This is a genomic window from Streptomyces sp. NPDC001100 (assembly GCF_053598575.1).
Genome location: NZ_JBSFKO010000001.1, coordinates 89,669 through 107,007 on the forward strand (window position 1 = coordinate 89,669; position 17,339 = coordinate 107,007).

14 protein-coding genes are annotated in these 17,339 nt (G+C 71.0%); 8 read left to right on the forward strand and 6 right to left on the reverse strand.

All coding sequences use genetic code 11. The annotated features are described in order from the left end of the window. Nucleotides 1–39: 39 nt before the first annotated feature. Nucleotides 40–1,782, forward strand: a complete 1,743-nt coding sequence (locus tag ACWDEW_RS00405) for a pyruvate dehydrogenase (protein ID WP_450508157.1) — start codon at nucleotides 40–42, stop codon at nucleotides 1,780–1,782. Here ACWDEW_RS00405 and ACWDEW_RS00410 read toward each other — a convergent pair. Continuing rightward, nucleotides 1,779–2,876, reverse strand: coding sequence for a helix-turn-helix domain-containing protein (locus ACWDEW_RS00410; protein WP_450508158.1), 1,098 nt, complete (start codon nucleotides 2,874–2,876; stop codon nucleotides 1,779–1,781). The two genes, ACWDEW_RS00405 and ACWDEW_RS00410, sit on opposite strands and share 4 nt — an antisense overlap. Nucleotides 2,877–3,058: 182 nt before the next feature. Here ACWDEW_RS00410 and ACWDEW_RS00415 point away from each other — a divergent pair, with 182 nt between their 5' ends. Both ACWDEW_RS00415 and ACWDEW_RS00420 read left to right on the forward strand, forming a co-directional pair. Then, the gene (locus tag ACWDEW_RS00415; protein ID WP_450508160.1) at nucleotides 3,059–3,529 is read left to right on the forward strand and encodes a hypothetical protein; all 471 of its coding nucleotides are present in this window, start codon (nucleotides 3,059–3,061) and stop codon (nucleotides 3,527–3,529) included. A 456-nt stretch (nucleotides 3,530–3,985) separates the two neighbouring features. Beyond that, the gene (locus ACWDEW_RS00420) at nucleotides 3,986–4,438 is read left to right on the forward strand and encodes an ATP-binding protein (protein WP_450508162.1); all 453 of its coding nucleotides are present in this window, start codon (nucleotides 3,986–3,988) and stop codon (nucleotides 4,436–4,438) included. 81 nt (nucleotides 4,439–4,519) lie between these two features. Here ACWDEW_RS00420 and ACWDEW_RS00425 read toward each other — a convergent pair whose 3' ends face one another. Then, nucleotides 4,520–5,551 (reverse strand): DUF2637 domain-containing protein, encoded by a 1,032-nt coding sequence (locus tag ACWDEW_RS00425; protein ID WP_450508164.1) that lies wholly within the window; start codon nucleotides 5,549–5,551, stop codon nucleotides 4,520–4,522. Between the two features lie 302 nt (nucleotides 5,552–5,853). Continuing rightward, a complete protein-coding gene (locus ACWDEW_RS00430; protein WP_450508166.1) occupies nucleotides 5,854–6,702 on the reverse strand; it encodes a (2Fe-2S)-binding protein in 849 nt (282 codons plus the stop codon). 157 nt (nucleotides 6,703–6,859) lie between these two features. Here ACWDEW_RS00430 and ACWDEW_RS00435 point away from each other — a divergent pair, with 157 nt between their 5' ends. Further along, a complete protein-coding gene (locus tag ACWDEW_RS00435) occupies nucleotides 6,860–7,672 on the forward strand; it encodes a GntR family transcriptional regulator (protein ID WP_450508168.1) in 813 nt (270 codons plus the stop codon). Nucleotides 7,673–8,233: 561 nt separating this feature from the next. Here ACWDEW_RS00435 and ACWDEW_RS00440 read toward each other — a convergent pair. From ACWDEW_RS00440 to ACWDEW_RS00450, 3 genes are all read right to left on the reverse strand, one after another. Continuing rightward, entirely contained in the window at nucleotides 8,234–8,740 is a 507-nt protein-coding gene (locus ACWDEW_RS00440) for a DUF2231 domain-containing protein (protein ID WP_450508170.1), read from the reverse strand. A 72-nt stretch (nucleotides 8,741–8,812) separates the two neighbouring features. Next, on the reverse strand, nucleotides 8,813–9,580 hold the full coding sequence (locus tag ACWDEW_RS00445) for a hypothetical protein (RefSeq protein WP_359606562.1): 768 nt from the start codon (nucleotides 9,578–9,580) through the stop codon (nucleotides 8,813–8,815). 317 nt (nucleotides 9,581–9,897) lie between these two features. Then, nucleotides 9,898–11,571 carry a PucR family transcriptional regulator gene (locus ACWDEW_RS00450; RefSeq protein WP_450508172.1) on the reverse strand — a complete coding sequence of 558 codons (1,674 nt, stop codon included), beginning with the start codon at nucleotides 11,569–11,571 and terminating at the stop codon, nucleotides 9,898–9,900. 311 nt (nucleotides 11,572–11,882) lie between these two features. On the opposite strand from ACWDEW_RS00450, the gene ACWDEW_RS00455 reads away from it, so the two are divergent. The 4 genes from ACWDEW_RS00455 (at nucleotide 11,883) to ACWDEW_RS00470 (ending at nucleotide 17,321) form a co-directional block, all read left to right on the forward strand. Then, the gene (locus tag ACWDEW_RS00455; RefSeq protein ID WP_450508173.1) at nucleotides 11,883–12,773 is read left to right on the forward strand and encodes an FAD binding domain-containing protein; all 891 of its coding nucleotides are present in this window, start codon (nucleotides 11,883–11,885) and stop codon (nucleotides 12,771–12,773) included. Next, nucleotides 12,773–13,357, forward strand: coding sequence for a (2Fe-2S)-binding protein (locus ACWDEW_RS00460; protein ID WP_450508175.1), 585 nt, complete (start codon nucleotides 12,773–12,775; stop codon nucleotides 13,355–13,357). The genes ACWDEW_RS00455 and ACWDEW_RS00460 overlap by 1 nt, the downstream gene beginning before the upstream one ends. 2 nt (nucleotides 13,358–13,359) lie before the next feature. Next, nucleotides 13,360–15,744, forward strand: coding sequence for a xanthine dehydrogenase family protein molybdopterin-binding subunit (locus ACWDEW_RS00465; RefSeq protein ID WP_450508176.1), 2,385 nt, complete (start codon nucleotides 13,360–13,362; stop codon nucleotides 15,742–15,744). A gap of 116 nt (nucleotides 15,745–15,860) precedes the next feature. Beyond that, a complete protein-coding gene (locus ACWDEW_RS00470; protein WP_450508178.1) occupies nucleotides 15,861–17,321 on the forward strand; it encodes an NCS2 family permease in 1,461 nt (486 codons plus the stop codon). Nucleotides 17,322–17,339: the final 18 nt, after the last annotated feature.

Consider the following 17,339-nt stretch of genomic DNA (forward strand, 5'->3'; position numbering starts at 1 on the left):
ATCCGCAGTACACCGGAAACCGAAGGGCACGCGAGAACCATGGCCAAGCAGAACGTTGCCGAACAGTTCGTCGACATCCTCGTCCGCGCCGGAGTCAAGCGCCTCTACGGCGTCGTCGGCGACAGCCTCAACCCCGTCGTCGACGCGATCCGCCGCAACTCCGCCATCGACTGGATCCATGTACGGCACGAGGAGACCGCCGCCTTCGCCGCCGGCGCGGAGGCCCAGATAACCGGGAAGCTGGCGGCCTGCGCCGGCTCCTGCGGCCCCGGCAACCTGCACCTCATCAACGGCCTCTACGACGCCCACCGCTCCATGGCCCCGGTCCTCGCCCTCGCCTCGCAGATCCCGTCCAGCGAGATCGGCCTCGGCTACTTCCAGGAGACCCACCCGGAGCGGCTCTTCCAGGAGTGCAGCCACTACAGCGAACTGATCTCCAGCCCCAAGCAGATGCCGCGGCTCCTGCAGACCGCCATCCAGCACGCGATAGGCCAGTCCGGCGTCAGCGTCGTCTCCCTCCCCGGCGACATCGCCGCCGAGCCCGCCCCGGAGAAGGCCGTCGAGACCGCCCTCGTCACCTCCCGCCCCTCCGTCCGCCCCGGCGACGCCGAGATCGAGAAGCTCGTCGAGCTGATCGACGAGGCGGACCGGGTCACCCTGTTCTGCGGCAGCGGCACGGCGGGCGCGCACGCCGAGGTGATGGAGTTCGCCGGGAAGATCAAGTCCCCGATCGGCCACGCCCTGCGCGGCAAGGAGTGGATCCAGTACGACAACCCGTACGACGTCGGCATGAGCGGACTGCTCGGCTACGGCGCCGCCTACGAGGCCACCCACGAGTGCGACCTGCTGATCCTCATCGGCACCGACTTCCCGTACAACGCCTTCCTGCCCGACGACGTGAAGATCGCCCAGATCGACGTGCGGCCCGAACACCTGGGCCGGCGCTCGAAGTTGGACCTCGCGGTGTGGGGCGACGCGAAGGAGACGCTGCGCTGTCTCATCCCCCGGGTGAAGCCGAAGGAGGACCGGAAGTTCCTCGACCGGATGCTCAAGAAGCACGCCGACGCGCTGGAGGGGGTCGTCAAGGCGTACACGCGGAAGGTCGCGAAGCAGGTCCCGATCCATCCCGAGTACGTGGCCTCCGTCCTCGACGAACTCGCCGACGAGGACGCCGTGTTCACCGTCGACACGGGCATGTGCAATGTGTGGGCCGCCCGCTACATCACGCCCAACGGCCGCCGCCGCGTGATCGGTTCGTTCTCGCACGGCTCGATGGCGAACGCGCTGCCCATGGCGATCGGCGCGCAGTTCACCGACACCGAGCGGCAGGTCATCTCGATGTCCGGCGACGGCGGATTCTCCATGCTGATGGGCGACTTCCTCACCCTCGTCCAGTACGACCTGCCGGTGAAGGTCGTCCTGTTCAACAACTCCTCTCTGGGAATGGTCGAGTTGGAGATGCTGGTCGCCGGCCTCCCGTCGTACGGCACCACCAACAAGAACCCCGACTTCTCCGCCGTGGCGCGGGCCTGCGGTGCCTACGGTGTGCGGGTCGAGAAGCCCAAGGACCTCCAAGGCGCCCTGAAGGCGGCCCTCAAGCACAAGGGCCCGGCCCTCGTCGATGTCGTCACCGACCCCAACGCGCTGTCCATCCCGCCGAAGATCAGCGCCGAGATGGTGACGGGCTTCGCGCTCTCGGCGTCGAAGATCGTGCTGGACGGGGGAGTTGGGCGCATGCTCCAGATGGCCCGCTCCAACATCCGTAACGTGCGCGGGCTCTAACCGTCGTACGGTGCCCAGCCGTTCGCCGAGTACCAGTAGTGCGGCAGGCCCTTGATGCTCGTCGTGCGGAACGGCCTGCCGTGGTCGTCGATGCGGAGGGTGCCGGTGCGGCCCTGGGACGACCAGCCGAGTTCGAGGTACCAGCGGCAGTCGCAGGTCTGCGTCTGCGCTTTCACCAGCAGCACCTCGGGGTCCTGCGCGGAGACCCGGTACGGCAGGTGCGCCGCGGGGACCGGCGTGCCCAGGTCGCTCCCGGCGACCGGGCGGGCCAGGGGGCGGCGGGCGTCCAGGTCCACCCCGAAGTAGCGGGGGCTGACCTCGCCGCCGCAGCCCTGGTCCATGGCGTAGGCGGTGCCGTGGACGGGGGCGGTCCGCCCCACGACCCGTACGCGCAACGACTCCAGGACGACCGCCGTGCTCGTCCGCCCCTGCACCGAGATCTCGACGTCGGTCTCCCGTCCGTGCACCGCGCGCTGTTTCGCCGCCCAGGTCCCGGCGTCCTCCGGGGCCGGGGGCGGCGGAACCCGCGCGGGTGACTTCTCGACGACGTAGTCGTGGCTGCAATGGATGCCCCATGCCTGGGAGTTGGCGGTCCAGGTGAGGGGCGCGGGGGCTGCGGACGGTGTGGACGGTGCGGTCCTGGGCTTGGCGGTGTCGTGGGTGGAGACCGCCGACAGGCTGCCCCACGCCGCGAGCATCGCGCACACCGCGGCGGCGGTGAGCGTGAGCCGGCGTCGGTACCAGGGGCCCGGCGCCGGCGCGGGGACTTCCTCCGGCACCGGGGCCGGCACCGGAACCGGCCCCGGTGCCGGATTCCCGGCGGGCCGGGGTCGCTGTCTGGCCGCCACCGCCAGGATCCAGTACCGGTGCAGCCGCAGCCGCTCCTCCGGTGTCGCCCCGCACAGGCCTGCGAACCGCTCCACGGGGGCGAAGTCGAGGGGGACCGCCTCGCCGACGCAGTAGCGGTGCAGGGTCGAGGCGTTCATGTTCAGGCGGCGGGCCAACTGACTGTAGCTGCGGTCCGTGCGGTCCTTCAGCCGTCGCAGCAGCGCCGCGAACTCCTCGACATCCCTGTCGTCGCCCTCGCCCGACACCGTTCCCCCGTGCGGTCGCGTCCCGGGACGGCATCCCAGGCACTCCGCATAGGAGGAGGTCAGCGGGGGTGGGACGGTTCCACCGTCGCGGGTTCGGTGTCAGTCGTTGCGGTCGCCCGGGCCGGGCGCCGAAGCTCTGAGCGACCACACAGCACGGCACCGAACCGAAACGGGGAACCCACGTGAACAGCAAGAAGACGACGCGCCGCACCGCCCTCGCCGTCGGCCTCGCCCTCGCCCTCGGGCTGGGCGTGGCGGCCCAGGCCTCCGCCGGCGGCCCGCGCACCGTCAGCGGCTCACCGTCCGACAACATCACCCGCATCGCCGACTTCTACGGCGCCTACATCGACGCCGAGAGCGACCTCGACAACGGCGGCGGCAAGCTCGCCCGGCAGCTGCGCGCGTACTACCTCACGCCCGCCTACCTCAAGAAGCTGACGGCCTGGGAGGACAGGAACCACGCCGACGGCGTCCTCCAGGCGCAGAACACGCCCCTCAGCTGGAAGGTCACCGACAACGGCACCACCGACCACACCGAGGCCACCATCACCCTGACCTGGGGCGCCGGCGACACCACCGAACTGGTCGTCGACATGACTCGTACGACCCACAGGATCTTCCACATCGGAACGAAGGGAATCGATGGCAAGTAGTCCTCGCCAAGGGGCCGTTGGCGGTTCCTGAGCGGCTGATTCCGGCCAGATTCGTGAAGCGTGAGCCGTCGGGGGACCAACCGCCCCACGCCTTCGCGGACTACGGCCGGATCGGCAGCCCGGCATCGGCAGTCGGTGCGATCGCCGGTGGTCAGGACGGTACGAGGTGTCTGGTCCCGGCGTCGGAGACCACGACTTGGCGGAGGAGAACGTCCCGACCGGCCCGCCCGGGCCGCATGCTCCGTACCGTGGCTGTTCGACCGTGCGGACGCCGCTGCCCCCGATTCCTCCGCACCGCCGGATCCGGCCCAACCATGGCCGAACACCTGGTCGTTGACGATTCGACATGACTGGCCCGTTCCGCACGAGGGCATGGATCCCCGTGAACATGTTCGAGCAGGAGGGAAACCGGCGCAGGCGGGGGTCATGAAGAGGCAAGCACGAGGGGGCGGTCCCATGGCGGTCGGGGCCTCTTCGGCGAAAACGGTGGAGGAAACGGCCGACAGCGCCATGGAACCGGCGCAGTCGCCTCAACTGAGGCGCAGACTCGGACGCGCCGACCTGCGGGCGGTGCCCGAAGCACGCAGGGCGTTGCGTGAACTGTTACGGCACTGGGGGAGGCCGGGACGATCGGAGATAGCGGAACTGCTCACGAGTGAACTCGTCACCAACGCGCTGATCCACACCGACCACGACGCCGTGCTGACGGCGACGGTCGGGCCGCGTGGACTGCGCGTGGAGGTACGGGACTTCGTGGCCCGCAGGCCAAGACTGCGCGCACCGATCGCCGACGACGGTACGCACGGGCGGGGCCTGGTCCTGGTGCAGTCCCTCGCGGACGCCTGGGGAGTCTCGTCCCACGAGGTGGGCAAGTCCGTCTGGTTCGAACTCGATCCGGACGCGGCATGAGCAACGGGACGGGGGCGGCGTCCAGTTGGATGCCGCCCCCGTCCCGTTGTCGCCCGGTCCCGGACCTCGTGGTCCCGGATCTCAGCCGAACTGCTGCTCCAGGTCCTTGAGTTTGCGCTCAAGGGAGTCGAGCCGCGGCAGGGCCATGGTGTCGTCCTCCGCGGTGAGGTCGACGGTTATCGGGTCAGATGCCCCGCGGACTGGCTGGAGTGAGGGACGCGTGCGAACCGGCAGCGGCTCTCCGGTCGATAGAGCAGGCTCCGCGGAGGGCTGCGAGGAGCCGCGCTCCAGGGCCTGCGGCTCCGGCGACCGGCGGCCGATGAGGCCGCGCTGGCCCCGGCTTATGGCCTTGAGCTGGGCTCGCTCGATCCGCTGCTGGTCGCGGCGGCGCAGTCGGGTCTCTTCCTTCTTCGCCTTGTCCTCGCGCACCTCGTCGACCGCCTCGTCCAGGCTGCGCACGTTCTCCAGGAGCATCAGCGACCAGGCGCTGTAGGTCTCGCGGGGGGCCCGCAGCCAGCGGACGATACGGATCTGCGGCAGCGGACGCGGCACGAGACCCTGCTCGCGCAGCGCGGCACGACGGGTCTGCTTCAGTGCGCGGTCGAACAGGACCGCGGCCGACAGCGACATGCCGGAGAAGAACTGCGGAGCGCCCGCGTGGTCGACACCCCTGGGCGCGTGCACCCAGTTGAACCAGGCGGCCGCGGCCGCGAACGTCCATACGAGTATCCGGGAACCGAGGGCCGCGTCGCCGTGGCTGGCCTCGCGGACCGCGAGGACGGAACAGAACATGGCCGCGCCGTCGAGGCCGAACGGGACGAGGTACTCCCAGCCGTCGGTGAGGCCGAGGTTCTCCTGGCCGAAGCCGACCAGTCCGTGGAAGGAGAGTGCCGCGGCGACCGCCGCACAGCAGAACAGAAGGACGTAGGAGGCGATGCCGTATATGGCCTCCTTGCGCCTGCGGCGCTCCTCCGTGCGCTCCCACGAGTCGTCTTTCGCGTGCTCCCCGCCGGACCGCTTGCTCCGCGCGAGCACCGCAACCGCCGCCAGCATGCCCAGGAGCAGTACGGCGCCGGGAAGCAGCCAGTTAAGCGATATGTCGGTCAGTCTCATCTGGGGTCCCTTGCATTGGGATAGGGCGTAACGCCCGCCATAGTGGCCCAATCCCAACGGCCCTCAGGCGTTTTCGGGGCAAGAGGCCGCCAAGGAGGTGCAAGGGGATGCCCAGGGCGGCTTTCTGCTCGAACTGCCGCTTGAGGGGCGGGAGTTGAGTTCGAATAAGACTACCCGTACGGGTGGTTCCACGGAAAGTTCCTGCGACAAGTGAGGAAGTTGTGAAGCAGTTGTAACCGGGCGGGCGTCTCGTTCGCGGTGATCCTAGCGGGCCCGGAAACGGGCCCCGCACTGAGGGTCCCTCAACTGGCGGCGGCCACCAGCAGTTTGGTGACCCGCTCCGCCTCGCAGGTGCGCGGGCAGGTCGGGCAGGTGTCCAGCGCGTCCAGCGTGTAGTACATGCAGCAGCTCACCCGGTCCCGGGTGCGCAGCGGCTCCCCGTCGGGGCCGGTCAGTTCGCGGAACCCGGCCGTCCCGACGTAGGGCTTGGTCGTGCCCGGCAGCAGTGCCTCCAACTCCCGTACGGCGCGCGGCTGTTCGCCGAAGAGGTCGGCGACGTACCAGAGGCTCTCGACGATCTCGTCGGTCGCCATGCCCCACAGCGCGCGGCCCCGCCGTCGCATCCGCGGCCCGAATCCGGCGAGTACGGGCTCCATGTGCTTGGCGACCGCGGCCCGCACCTCCGCGCGCAGCGCCTCCTCGTCGGGGACCACCCTGGCTCCGGGCAGCGCCGCCGCCGGATCGCCGGGCAGGCAGGCGAACGAGTCGGTGCGCACGACCAGGTGGCCCATGTCGAGGCCCTCGGCGGTGCGGTCGTATGTGACGTGGGTCACGGGGAGGCGGGGGACGCGGCGGTGCAGGAACCACGGGACCGTGAACAGGAGGCAGACCGGCCAGGCGTACCGGTGCAGGCCGAAGCTGGCTATCACGTCCGGGCGCCCCTGCCGGCCGTGGTCGCGCAGGACCTGGGCGTCGTCCCGGGCCAGGAACGCGTCCAGGCCCGCACCGCCTTCGGCGAGCGCGGCGGCCGGGGCCCAGCCGCCGCCGGTCGGAAGCGGCTGCCCCGGGGTGAGTTCGGTGATCGCGAGCCCGGGGATGACCTCGGTGAGGCGGGCGTACGCGTCCGCTGTGGCCGAAGAAGTCAGGGGCATGCCGGGACCACCGATTCGCCGTTGGTTTAAAGGTAAGGCTTACCTTACCCAACCGGGATCGGATTTGAACTAGTCCGATCTGCGCCTAAGGTGCTTGACGGGCGAGTAACAAGCAGCCGTAATGACCCCAAGTACTGACACGTCCGGAGGAGGACCCGTGAAGCAGGGCGCGCAGGGCTCCGCCGGGACCGGCATACCGGACCCGCGTACCCGAGGAACCCGGGTGCCGCCCCAGCCACGCGCCGCCGACGTGGACCGCGACCGGGACCGGGACCTCGCGGACGGCCCGGACGCCGTGCGCGGCGAGCACACGCACAGCGAGACGCCGTTCCCGCGACCCCGGCAGGCACTCCAGCGGCCCTCCGTGCGCGGGCAGATACTCGACGCCCTGCGCACCGCGCTCGTCGGCGGCGAACTGACCCCCGGCGAGGTCTACTCCGCGCCCGCGCTCGGCGACCGGTTCGGCGTCTCCGCCACGCCCGTGCGCGAGGCCATGCAGCAGCTCGCCACCGAGGGTGCCGTCGAGGTCGTACCGAACCGGGGTTTCCGCGTCGTCGAGCGGGGCGCCCGCGAACTCGCCGAGCTGGCCGAGATCCGCGCCCTGATCGAGGTCCCCGTGATGCTGCGGCTCGCCCGGACGGTGCCCACCGCCCGCTGGGCCGAGCTGCGCCCGCTGGCCGAGGGGACGGTGCGCGCCGCGTCCTCCGGGTGCCGGGCGACCTACGCGGAGTCCGACCGGGCCTTCCACCGCGCGGTCCTCGCCCTCTCCGGCAACGAACAGCTCGTCCACCTCGCCGAGGACCTGCACCGCCGCACCCAGTGGCCACTGGCCGGCGGCCCGGTCACGCGCGGACGAGCCGACCTGGTCGCGGACGCGGCCGAACACCTGGCACTCCTCGACGCGTTGGCCGCGGAGGAGTGGGACACGGCGCAGTCACTCGTACGGGAACACTTCGCCGGAGCTTCCTGAGCGGCGGCTGGTTCTGAGCGGCGACGGGTTCGAGCGGCGATGGGTGCAGAGCGGCGGCCGGTTCTGAGCGACTACGGGTTCTGAGCGGCCGCCGGTTCTGGGTGGCCAGGGGTCCTTGCGGCCACGGGTCCTCGGCGGCCGCCGGTTTTGAGCTGCGACGGTTTTTTTGAGCGCCGGTCGGCCCTGAGCGCCGGTCGGCCCTGAGCGCCGGTCGGCCCTGAGCGGCGGCCTGTCCTGGGCGGCTACGGGTTGAGCGGCGGCCGGTTCTGAGTGGCGGCTGGTCCTGGGCGGCGGCCGGTCTTGGACGGCCACGGGTTCTGGGCGGCCGCCAGTCCTGAGCGGTCACGGGTCCTCGCGGCCACGGGTTCTGAGAGGTCGCTGGTTCTGAGTGGCCACGGGTACTGAGCTGCCACGGGTTCTGAGCGGCGGCCGGGCCTGGGCGGCTACGGGTTCTGAGCGGCCACGGATCCTCTGCCGCAACAGGCCGGAGCGGCCACGGATCCTCGGCCGCCACAAGCCCTGGGCGGACACGGATCCTCGGCCGCCACGGGCCCCGAGCGGCTACCGGTCCTCGCCGCTGGTGGCGGTCTTCGAGAAGCCGTTCTGCCAGGCGGCCTTCGCTCCGGAGTCGCCGATGCGGTAGACGTCGACAACGGCGCCGGCGGCCACCGCGACCGACAGCACGGCGGCGGCCACCCGGATCACCGGACCGACGGGTGCGGAGCGGGGAGCGGCTTCCGGTGCGGGCTTGCGGCCCACGGTCCACCACACCGCCGCCGCCAGCAGGAACACACCGCCGGCCCACGGCAGCAGCCCGTCGCCGAGTTCGGCGTGCCGGCGCACCAGGGAACTGCTGCCGACGTGCCGCTCCAGCCACTCCCCGGCCTGGGTGGTCAGGGGCACGCTCAACAGCGCGACGAGCGCCAGCAGCGGAAGCGCCACGCCGAGCCGCCGCGCAGCCTGTGGCCAGACCGCGCAGACGACCAGTGCCAGTGCGCTGAGCGGCACGAGGACGACGACGAAGTGGACGAGCAGGACATGTGCGGGCAGGCCGTTGATGAGGCTCATCGGGGGCGCTCCTCCTGTGATCGGGCGCGTCAGACTCGCACAGAAAGCTCTCAGGTTCCTCTGAGTTGCCGCTCAGGCCGTCGCCGCCCCCGGCGCAGGCACCGCCAACTGCCGTGCCAGCCACGTCGGTACACCGCCGAGCAGCCGGAACAGCCGCCGCGCCTCCTCGCGCAGCCGGGACGCCTCCGGCTCGACCTCGGCGTCCGCGAGCGACGCGAGGGCCGGGGCCGTACCGACGAGGTAGCCCAACTCCTCCCGGATCCGCAGCGATTCGGCGAAGCCGTGCCGGGCCTCCGCCAACTCCCCGTCCCGCAGGGCGAGTCCGGCGAGATGGCGCCAGGTGAACGACAGCAGCAGCGGGTCGGCGTGGTCGGCGGCGCCCGCGTGCGCCCGTCGGTACGCGGCCCGCGCGGCCTGCGGCGAACGCGCCAGGTTCTCCGCGAGCAGCCCCCGCCGGAAGTCCAGCAGCGCCCGCCCACCGCCGCCCGGCGGGATCAGCGCCGCCGCCCGCCCGAGCGCGGCCCGCGCCTCGTCGGCCCGGTCGCGGACCCCGTGCAGGGTGGCCGCGTAGGCGAGGTATCCGCGCTCACAGGCCGCCGCGCCCCGCTCGTCGTCGCTGTGGGCCAGCGCCTCGGCCGTCCGCAGCGCGTCGTCGGCCTCTTCCCAGCCCTGTTCGGTGTAGAGGCACCGCTCCACGAACAGGGCGGTCCGCTGGAGGGCCGTCGCCGCGGTGTCGGGCCGCAGCAGCGCCGCCGCGTCGACCCAGCAGGCCCGCGAGCGCAGCCGCCACACCGCGGTCTGGAGGGGATCGTCACCAGCGGTCGTTCCGTTCCCAGACATGGCGGAATGCGCCACGTTGCCCTCCCCAGGGTCCTGTCCTTCGGATCAGCTCGTGGTCGCGGGGCGTGGCACGCACATCTGCGGCGTTGTCGTCGGTCGCCGACGCTCCGCGTCGACGCCCTCCTCCGCCTTGCAGCTGCACGCACCACGCCCCGCTCACAGGCGTCGCCGAGCACCGTCTCCCGACACCGACCTGATCCGAAGGACAGGCCCAGCACACCATTGAGCTGTTGAGTGGTGGCCGCATCTCAGCACGGATCAGGCGGCCCGGCCAAGAGGGTGGGTGAAAGAATTCACAAAGTCGTGGGATCCCCGGGTCAGCTCATCCGCAGTGCCAGGAAGAAATCCAGCTTGTCCTCAAGGCGCGAGAGGTCCCGACTCGTCAACTGCTCGATCCTGCCGACCCGGTAGCGCAGCGTGTTGACGTGCAGGTGCAGCCGGGTCGCACAGCGCGTCCACGATCCGTCGCACTCCAGGAACGCCTCCAGCGTCGGGATCAGTTCCGCGCGGTGCCTGCGGTCGTAGTCGCGCAGCGGGTCGAGGAGGCGCGCGGTGAACGCCCGCCGCACGTCGTCCGGCACGAAGGGGAGGAGCAGGACGTGCGAGGCCAGTTCCTGGTGGCCCGCCGCGCACACCCGCCCGGGCCGCGCCGCCGCCACCCGCCGCGCGTGCCGCGCCTCCTCCAGCGCCCCGCGCAGCCCCTCCGCCGAGTGCACGGCCGCGCTCACCCCGAGCGTCACCCGCCCGTCGTCGTCGAGCCCGGCCGACAGCGGATCCCGTACGGCCGCCAGGAGCAGGTCCGCGTGGAGCCCGGACTCGGAGCCGTCGTGCTCGACCGACACCGCGGGCAGCGGTACGAGTGCGATCGCCTCGTCGCCCGTGTGGGCCACGGCGATCCGGTCGGAGGGCTCGGGCCCCGTCGTCAGCGGGTCGACGAGGATCTCCTCCAGGAGGGACTGGGCGACCGGTCCCGCCTCGATGTCGCCGCCCTCCCACTCGACCCGGGCCACCACCACCTGCCAGTGCGGGGCCGCGCCGAGACCTGGCAGCAGGACGGGCGCGGCGACCCGCAGCCGCGCGGCGATCTCGGCCGGCGCGGCACCCGTCTGGACCAGCTCCAGGACCTCCTGCGCGAGCCGTCTGCGAACCGTGCGCGCCGCGTCCCGCCGGTCCCGCTCGACCGCGATCAGCTGGGTGACGCCCTGCAGCAGGTCCAGCCGCTCGTCCGGCCAGTCACCGGCGTCCGCCTCGACGGCCAGCAGCCAGTCCGACAGCACCGTCTCGCGCACGTCCCGCGAGCCCTGCGGGGAGCGCCCGCTGCTGCGGATCGGGAACAGGGAGTACGTCGCCGCCCCCAGCGCCAGCCGGTGCGGTCCCCGGCGGCCGGTGCGGGCGGCGGCCAGGTGCTCGGCGGCCAGCTTGGCGCACACGTCCGCGGGCAGCGCGGCCCCCGACACCTTCGAGCCCGCGATCAGCCGCCCGGTCGGCGACAGCACCCACGCCCGCAGATCGAGGTCGGAGCCCAGCAGGTCCAGGACCACGTCCGGGCCGCCGCCCGCCGGGCCCGAGGTCATCATCCGGCGGTGCCGGTCCACCACGGCCGCCAGATCACCGGCCCGCTCGCCCGACACCTGCCGTACGACGTGCTCGGTGATCGTCGCGAACGCCACCGACTCGTTGACCGCGAACAGCGGCAGCCGGTGCTTGGCGCAGGCGGTCACGAGGTCGTCCGGGATGTCGCCGAGCTCGGCCTCGCCTGCGGCCAGCGCGGCCACCCCGGCGGACACCAGGAGCCGTACGAACGGCTCGGAGTCGGAGGCGCTCCGGCGCCAGGCCAGACCGGTCAGGACCAGCTCGCCGCCGGACAGATAGCGGCTGGGGTCGCGCAGGTCGGTGGTCATCACCCCGCGTACCGTGCGGTCCAGCTCGTCCGCCCCGCCGAGCAGCCGCAGCCCCAGCGCATCGGTGTCCAGAAGTGCGCGCAGCCGCATCGCCGTCGCCGCCGTTCTTTGTCTAGAAAACTACGATGAACCAAGAGGTGCTGTGGGTGCGGGGCCGTGCGGGGCTGTTTCCCACGTTTCCACAGGGAATCGGAGGGGTTACTGATGGCCTCCGTTCATACGAATCTACAAGATGCCCGCGCTGGCCAGCCAACTCCTTCATGGTTTCCGTGACTGACCCCGGGGAGCACGGCCCTGTGTACTGACCCCACGCTGCATAAACAGCGCATGAACGAGCCGGGCCCGCCGCACACGAACTGGCTTGATCCGTACGACCCACGAGACGAAGAAGAGAGCCGGTCATGGACTTCCTTCGCCCCGCAAGCTGGGAGGAGGCGCTCGCCGCTAAGGCCGAGCACCCCACCGCAGTACCGATCGCGGGCGGCACCGATGTGATGGTCGAGATCAACTTCGACCACCGCCGGCCCGAGTACCTGCTCGACCTCAACCGCATCGGTGATCTCTACGAGTGGGAGGTCGGCGCCGACAGCGTGCGGCTCGGGGCCTCGGTCCCGTACACCCGGATCATGGAGCACCTGCGCGCCGAGCTGCCGGGCCTCTCCCTCGCCTCGCACACGGTCGCCTCCCCGCAGATCCGCAACCGCGGCGGCGTCGGCGGCAACCTCGGCACCGCCTCCCCGGCCGGCGACGCCCACCCCGCGCTCCTCGCGGCCGGCGCCGAGGTCGAGGCCGAGTCGGTGCGCGGCACCCGGCTCATCCCGATCGACGAGTTCTACACCGGCGTGAAGCGCAACGCGCTCGCGCCCGACGAACTGATCCGCGCCGTCCACATCAAGAAGGCGGACGGCCCGCAGCAGTACTCGAAGGTCGGTACACGGAACGCCATGGTGATCGCCGTGTGCGCCTTCGGCCTCGCCCTGCACCCCGCCACCCGCACGGTCCGCACCGGCATCGGTTCGGCCGCGCCGACACCCGTCCGGGCGAAGGCGGCCGAGGAATTCCTGAACGCCGCGCTCGACGAGGGCGGCTTCTGGGACAACGGCCGGATCATCACCCCGTCGGTCGCCAAGCAGTTCGCGGACCTGTGCTCCGCCGCCTGCAACCCCATCGACGACGTCCGGGGCACCGCGAGCTACCGTCGCCACGCGGTCGGCATCATGGCCCGCCGGACTCTGACCTGGACCTGGGAGTCCTACCGCGGCACCGCCGCCCGCACGGAGGGAGTCGCCTGATGCGCGTCAATTTCACGGTCAACGGCCGCCCGCAGGAAGCGGACGACGTGTGGGAGGGCGAGTCCCTGCTGTACGTGCTGCGGGAGCGGATGGGCCTGCCGGGCTCCAAGAACGCGTGCGAGCAGGGCGAGTGCGGTTCCTGCACGGTCCGGCTGGACGGCGTTCCGGTGTGTTCGTGTCTGGTCGCCGCCGGGCAGGTCGAGGGCCGCGAGGTCGTCACCGTCGAGGGGCTCGCGGACTACGCCAAGCAGCGTGCCGAGCAAGGGAGTTGCGGAACAGCCGCCTGCGGTACGTCAGTTGACGAGGCCAAGAGCCGGCAGGCGAAACCGCTCGACTCCCAGACCGGCGAGGGCACCGAACTCGCCCCCATCCAGCAGGCGTTCATCGACGCCGGCGCCGTCCAGTGCGGCTTCTGCACCCCCGGTCTCCTCGTCGCCGCCGACGAGATGCTGGAGCACAACCCGAACCCGACCGACGCGGACATCCGCGAGGCGCTCTCGGGCAACCTGTGCCGCTGCACCGGCTACGAGAAGATCATGGACGCGGTCCGCCTGGCGGCCGCCCGGCAGGGAGAGGCGGTCTGACGATGGGCACCACCGGCACTCCCACGAACCTCACCCAGCGCTCCAAGACCAAGGGCGGCATCGGCGAGTCCACGCTCCGCCCGGACGGCACCCTCAAGGTCACCGGCGAGTTCGCGTACTCGTCCGACATGTGGCACGAGGACATGCTCTGGGGCCAGATCCTGCGCTCCACGGTCGCCCACGCCGAGATCGTCTCCATCGACACCGTCGAGGCGCTGAAGACCCCCGGCGTCTACGCCGTCATGACCTACGACGACCTCCCGACCGACGTGAAGAACTACGGTCTGGAGATCCAGGACACCCCCGTCCTCGCGCACGGCAAGGTCCGCCACCACGGCGAGCCGGTCGCGATCGTCGCCGCCGACCACCCGGAGACCGCGCGCCGCGCAGCCGCGAAGATCAAGGTCGAGTACCGCGAACTCCCGGTCATCACCGACGAGTTGTCCGCGACCGCGCCGGACGCGATCCTCGTCCACGAGAACCGCGACGACCACCACATCGGCCACGTCCCGCACCCGAACATCGTCCACCGCCAGCCGATCGTCCGGGGAGACGTGGAGGCGGCCCGTGAGCGCGCCGACTTCATCGTCGAGGGCGAGTACACCTTCGGCATGCAGGACCAGGCGTTCCTGGGCCCCGAGTCCGGGCTCGCGGTCCCCGCCGAGGACGGCGGTGTCGACCTCTACATCGCCACCCAGTGGCTCCACTCCGACCTGCGCCAGATCGCGCCCGTGCTCGGCCTGCCCGAGGACAAGGTCCGGATGACGCTGTCCGGGGTCGGCGGCGCGTTCGGCGGCCGCGAGGACCTGTCGATGCAGATCCACGCCTGCCTGCTGGCCCTGCGCACCGGCAAGCCGGTGAAGATCGTCTACAACCGCTTCGAGTCCTTCTTCGGGCACGTCCACCGCCACCCCGCCAAGCTCCACTACGAGCACGGCGCCACGAAGGACGGCAAGCTCACGCACCTGAAGGCGCGGATCGTGCTGGACGGCGGCGCCTACGCGTCCGCCTCCCCGGCGGTCGTAGGAAACGCCTCCTCGCTCGGCGCCGGCCCCTACGTCGTCGACAACGTCGACATCGAGGCCATCGCCCTCTACACCAACAACCCGCCCTGTGGCGCGATGCGCGGCTTCGGAGCGGTCCAGGCGTGCTTCGCCTACGAGGCCCAGATGGACAAGCTCGCCGACAAGGTGGGCATGGACCGGGTCGCGTTCCGTCAGCTCAACGCGATGGAACAGGGGACGGTGATGCCGACCGGCCAGGTCGTCGACTCACCCGCCCCGGTCGCCGAACTCCTGCGCCGCGTCAAGGCGATGCCCATGCCGCCCGAGCAGCAGTGGCTCGCGGCCGGAGAGGCCGCCGACGTACGGCAGTTGCCGGGCGGTCTGTCCAACACCACGCACGGCGAAGGCGTCGTACGAGGTGTCGGCTACGCGGTCGGCATCAAGAACGTCGGCTTCTCCGAGGGCTTCGACGACTACTCAACGGCCAAGGTGCGCCTGGAAGTTGTGGGCGGTGAGCCGGTCGCCGTCGTGCACACCGCGATGGCGGAGGTCGGCCAGGGCGGGGTCACCGTCCACGCGCAGATCGCCCGTACCGAGCTGGGCGTCACCCAGGTGACCATCAACCCGGCGGACACACAGGTGGGTTCGGCGGGTTCGACCTCCGCGTCCCGGCAGACGTACGTCACCGGTGGCGCCGTGAAGAACTCCTGCGAGCTGGTCCGCGAGAAGGTCCTGGAGATGGGCCGCCGCAAGCTCGGCACCTACCACCCGGCCTGGGCCACCGCCGAACTCCTCCTGGAGGGCGGCAAGGTGGTGACCGACGCCGGTGAGGTCCTCGCCGATCTGGTCGACGTCCTCGAAGGCGAGGCCGTGGAGATCGAGGCCGAGTGGCGGCACCGGCCGACCGAGGCCTTCGACCTCCGTACCGGACAGGGCTTCGGGCACGTCCAGTACACCTTCGCCGCGCACCGTGCCGTCGTCGAGGTCGACACCGAACTCGGCCTGGTCAAGGTGATCGAGCTGGCCTGCGCGCAGGACGTCGGCAAGGCGCTCAACCCGCTGTCCGTGATCGGCCAGATCCAGGGCGGTACGACCCAGGGTCTCGGCATCGCGGTCATGGAGGAGATCATCGTCGACCCGAAGACCGCCAAGGTCAGGAACCCGTCCTTCACGGACTACCTGATCCCCACCATCCTCGACACACCGACCATTCCGGTCGATGTGCTCGAACTCGCCGACGAGCACGCCCCGTACGGGCTGCGCGGCATCGGCGAGGCACCCACCCTGTCGTCGACTCCCGCCGTACTGGCGGCGATTCGGAACGCGACCGGGCTGGAACTGAACAGGACACCGGTACGCCCGGAGCACCTCACCGGTATGTGACCCCTCCGGGTCCCCAGTTGTTCGTCTCGGGCCGTCCCCCGGGTCGTCCATCCCAAATCCCGCGCGCCGCCGAAGGCCGCGAGCGGGTGCCCCTGTGAACCTTGGGAGATGGCCCCATGACCCAGCAGTCAGTGGAACCCAGGACCGCCGCCGAAGACGCGGGCGAAGGAACCCGCGTCCCGGCCGGCCGGTCCTGGCTCGACCGCTACTTCCACATATCCCGGCGGGGATCGACCGTCGCGCGCGAGGTGCGCGGCGGAGTCACCACCTTCATGGCGATGGCGTACATCCTGCTGCTCAACCCCCTGATCCTGTCCGGCAAGGACGTCTCGGGGGACACGCTCGGCCAGAAAGGGCTGATCACCGCGACCGCGTTCGCGGCGGCCCTCACCACGCTCCTGATGGGCTTCGTCGGCAAGGTGCCCCTCGCCCTCGCCGCCGGACTCTCCGTCTCCGGGGTGCTCTCCTCACAGGTCGCCCCGCAGATGACCTGGCCGCAGGCGATGGGCATGTGCGTGGTCTACGGCGTGGTCATCATGCTCCTGGTCGTGACCGGGCTGCGTGAGCTGATCATGAACGCGATCCCGCTCGCGCTGAAACACGGCATCACGATGGGCATCGGCCTGTTCATCGCCCTCATCGGCTTCTACAAATCGGGCTTCGTGCACCAGGGCAGGGCAACGCCCGTGACCCTCGGCCCGGCGGGCGAACTCGCGGGCTGGCCCGTCCTGTTGTTCGCCGGCACGCTCCTCCTCATCTTCATGCTCCAGGCCCGCAACCTGCCCGGCGCCATCCTCGTCGGCATCATCACCGGCACGGTCGTCGCCGCGATCCTGAACGCCGCCGGGGTCATCGACCCCAAGCAGTGGGCGAGCGGCGCCGCCCCCGAACTCCACGGCAGCGCGGTGTCGATGCCCGACTTCTCGCTCTTCGGCCATGTGGAGTTCGGCGGTTGGGGCAAGGTCGGCGCGATGACGGTCGGCATGATCGTGTTCACGCTCGTGCTGGCCGGCTTCTTCGACGCGATGGCGACCATCATCGGCGTCGGCACGGAAGCAAAGCTGGCCGACGACAAGGGCCGGATGCCGGGCCTGTCCAAGGCCCTGTTCATCGACGGCGCCGGCGGCGCGATCGGCGGTGTCGCGGGCGGCTCCGGCCAGACCGTCTTCATCGAATCGGCCACGGGAGTCGGAGAAGGCGCGCGAACGGGCCTCGCCTCGGTCGTCACCGGAATGTTCTTCGCCGCCTGCCTGTTCTTCACCCCGCTCACCGCGATCGTCCCGCAGGAGGTCGCGTCCGCGGCCCTGGTCGTCATCGGCTCGATGATGCTGATGAACGCCCGGCACGTGGACTGGGCCGACCGTGCCACCGCGATTCCCGTGTTCCTGACGGTGGTTGTGATGCCGTTCACGTACAGCATCACGGCGGGCGTCTCCGCGGGCGTCATCTCGTACGTCGCCATCAAGACCGCCCAGGGCAAGGCCCGCGAGATCGGCGCCTTCATGTGGGGGCTGACCGTCATCTTCCTCGTGTACTTCGCCCTGCACCCGATCGAGGGCTGGCTCGGCGTTCACTAGCCGACACCCCAACTCCCC